Annotated in this window: 1 protein-coding gene; it reads right to left on the bottom strand. The window is 34.0% G+C overall.

The genetic code is table 11. From position 1 onward, the window contains the following. Positions 1-1,319 precede the first annotated feature (1,319 nt). Positions 1,320-2,774: a hypothetical protein gene (locus ACNQGX_RS18210; RefSeq protein ID WP_417978715.1), complete on the bottom strand. Its 1,455-nt coding sequence runs from the start codon at positions 2,772-2,774 to the stop codon at positions 1,320-1,322. Positions 2,775-3,276: the final 502 nt, after the last annotated feature.

Below are 3,276 nucleotides of genomic sequence, written 5' to 3'. Positions count from 1 at the left end.
AATTTAGAGCACAATCGTAGCGTTTGCAACGCGGTTACTTTAACTTTAAGAATTCGTTTCCCACGACAGTTAGCAAATAAACCACTCGCACTCGTTTGTCCATGTTCTCTGGTGCTCGTCAGTAACGAACACCAGTGCAGGAATTGGCGTAGTAAATTAACTAACAAACTAGCATTCAATTCATACACCACAACCTACATCTTCCCCCGCTCTGCGAAGTCTCCCGACTTCGCCACACACGCTGAGCAAGCAATACAAATCCACAATCAAAGTCCTTGCGAGGAACGAAGCAATCTCGCGCCGTATATCATTTTTGAACAGCAAATTTGCTTATTGTTAGTGTGATTGCTTCGCTCCTCGCAATGACTCACTCATACTCGTTCATAACCTCGTTCCTACTCGCTTATAACCCCGCTATCCGAAGTGTTTATTGAAAACGCGGGGTTGCTCTGCGAAGTCTCACGACTTCGTAGCCGTTCCAATAATCAACAAACACAGGAAAACAAAGTTTGCTAAAGTTAAACGGCATATAGCAATGGGTACGAAGTCGGGAGACTTCGCACAGCAAGATGAAGTTGAGAGACTTTGTAAACACATGTTCGCCGCAGCGCAACCAATCCCAAACAGCAAAAAAGTACTAACACATTAAAAAAACATACCGATGAAATTACTACTTACCACCTTACTTTTAATTTCGAACTTGACGGTATTCGCGCAATCGAATGCATTCGCTGGTGATTACAATCGTACACTTACTGAAGAAGGAGATCATTTAATTGAATATAAATTGATCCCGATCGCTCTAATATACGCAGTCGTTACCCGAACACTCTGATATACACAATCGTTAGCGCAGTTTTGCAAACTGTGCCCACAATGATGAGCAAATAAAATAATAGACAAACTGGGTGTGATTGATTCGTTCCTCGCAATGACGCACTTGATACCAGATATAATGAGTATTGAATTTGAAAAAATTGTAACGGCATATAGTAATAGGTACGAAGTCGGGAGACTTCGCACAGCATTCTACTAATACTATTTTCGTTACCCGATCGTTCTGATAAACACAATCGTTAGCGCAGTTTTGTAAACTGTGCCCACAACGATAAGCAAATAAAACAATTGATAAACTGCATGGGATTTATTCGTTCCTCGTAATGACGCACTGGATGATATTGGGATATTCTTAAAAAGAGTAAAAAAATAAAGCCAGCCAACAAGCATTGACTGTTGCACAACCTTTCTTAAAAATAAAGTCTTAAAAACTATAAAAAAAACCTCGTTTAGATTGATAAACGAGGTTTGTCTTTTATACTTTAATTGGAGTATTTGCATTCATTATATTCTTTCACAATGTTTATAAGGTTTTCCTCAATTTTTAAATCAAATACTTCTTTCTTAATTTCATTGGATAAATCTTTGCAAGAACTTAGATACTCTGCCAGTTCAATTGAAATATTTTTATTATTTCGTTTATCAATCATTTGCCCTGATTCTTGATTTTTCATCTTTATTACATATCGATCTTTTTCAACTGGATCAACCAAAAGTGAATTGTCTTTTTCTGAAAAAACTACCCTATAAAAATAAGCGTTATTAAAACCTAATGACATTGCGTTTGAAAGTTTTTTCATCACATCACCTTTAACTTTCATTCCTTTATAACAAGTTTCGGAACCATCTGCGTTTTTCACATAAAAAACAGTATTGTCTTTTGCAGCTAAAGTAACTATTCTTTCTTTTCCTTTTTCATTGAGATACTTAACTGTGACAAATTTTCCATATTTATCAATTGCATCAATAACTTCGGTATTTCCTGTTTGATTAATATCTAATTTTTCAAATTGGGCTGTCAATGTTCCATCATATTTGACACCCTTATCATCAATTGCATATCCTTTTACATTATATACATTTACACTTCTTTCTTTTGCAATACGAATCTTTTCTTTTAATAAATTTGCGTTATATACTTTTGCTTGATGCTCTAACGTAATATCACGATAAACCAACTCACCTATTAATTCTTTAAAAAAAACCACATTATCTATCCCTGAAAAATGACTAGTCGACTGATATGTAAATTTACTGTCAGTGTATAAAGTAACCTCTATATCATTATCAAGATTTCCTTTTATTTGTGCAGTTGCAACTTTGTTATTGTCTAAATCATAAACGTTTGCAAAATTACTTGAACTCATTGGTGTATAACCTGAGCCTATTACTCTACCCACTATAGATGTTCCAGATGTACCACCAAACATAATAGTTCCATCATTTTTCACATAAGGGTTATAACGGGAAATTTTCTCTTGTTTTTCTTTTCTTGACTCCAAAACATCAACTTTTGATTTAAATGCTTTATCTGAAATACTCTCTCTTTGTGTTGCAAAAAACTCAGTTATTTTATTCTGATTAAATCCATTAGAATCAAACAAACCATATTTTACTGAAAGTAAATGCAGAATAATTTTTGTTGGACTGAATGAAGTAATCAATACATCATATGGAATTTCAGTTTTTTTAGTTCCATCTGCTGAAGTAATAGCCAACCATTGATTCATAATTGTTTGTCCTACCCCCATGGCTTTGTATTCAATTGTAAACTGTTTTACATTATTCAAATCTGACAATTCGTATTGGTTGGAAATTTTATCGTTTAATAGTGCTACTTCCTTTTCATCGACCAGAACTTTATCCTTCTTGGTCTTAATTTTTTGAGAAAGTACAATCATTGGTAATAACAATAACAGAAGAATAATTTTTTTCATATTTGATTTTTTAGTAAATATATGTAATTTTAGTAATATTTTTAACATAAAAAATATTATAAGAATATCTGTTCTTCAATACTCGCCCAACGGATATACACAATCGTTAGCGCAGTTTTGCAAACTGTGCCCACAACGAGATGCAAATAAAATAATAGACAAACTGGTTATAATTGCTTTCGCCCCCGCGAACAGATCGTTCCGATAGCTATCGGAACGAAGCAATGACTCATAGCTAGTGCGAGCACAATGTCATTAAATTAAGCTGCCTCAACCGTCACTTCGAGGCATAATTTTTTTACAAAAAAAGTAATATAAAATGACATTCATTGTGTCACCCTGAGCGCATTCCGATAACTATCGGAAGAAGCCTCACGTAATAAAAACCGTCACTTCGAGGCATAATTTTTATTCTAAAAAAAGCAATATAAAATGACGTTAACTTTGTATATAATCTGAATTAGAATTAGGCAGTGTAGCAGTAAAACAATTAGTGTTAATT

The sequence above is a fragment of the Flavobacterium glycogeni genome (genome assembly GCF_048286775.1).
GTDB lineage: Bacteria > Bacteroidota > Bacteroidia > Flavobacteriales > Flavobacteriaceae > Flavobacterium.
Note: the sequence above shows the minus strand (reverse complement) of the source record. Positions and strands in the feature narration are given on the sequence as shown.

Bases quoted from the DNA above. Each gene is read 5' to 3' on its own strand.
- ACNQGX_RS18210 (WP_417978715.1), bottom strand. From the start codon at position 2,774: ATGAAAAAAATTATTCTTCTGTTATTGTTATTACCAATGATTGTACTT.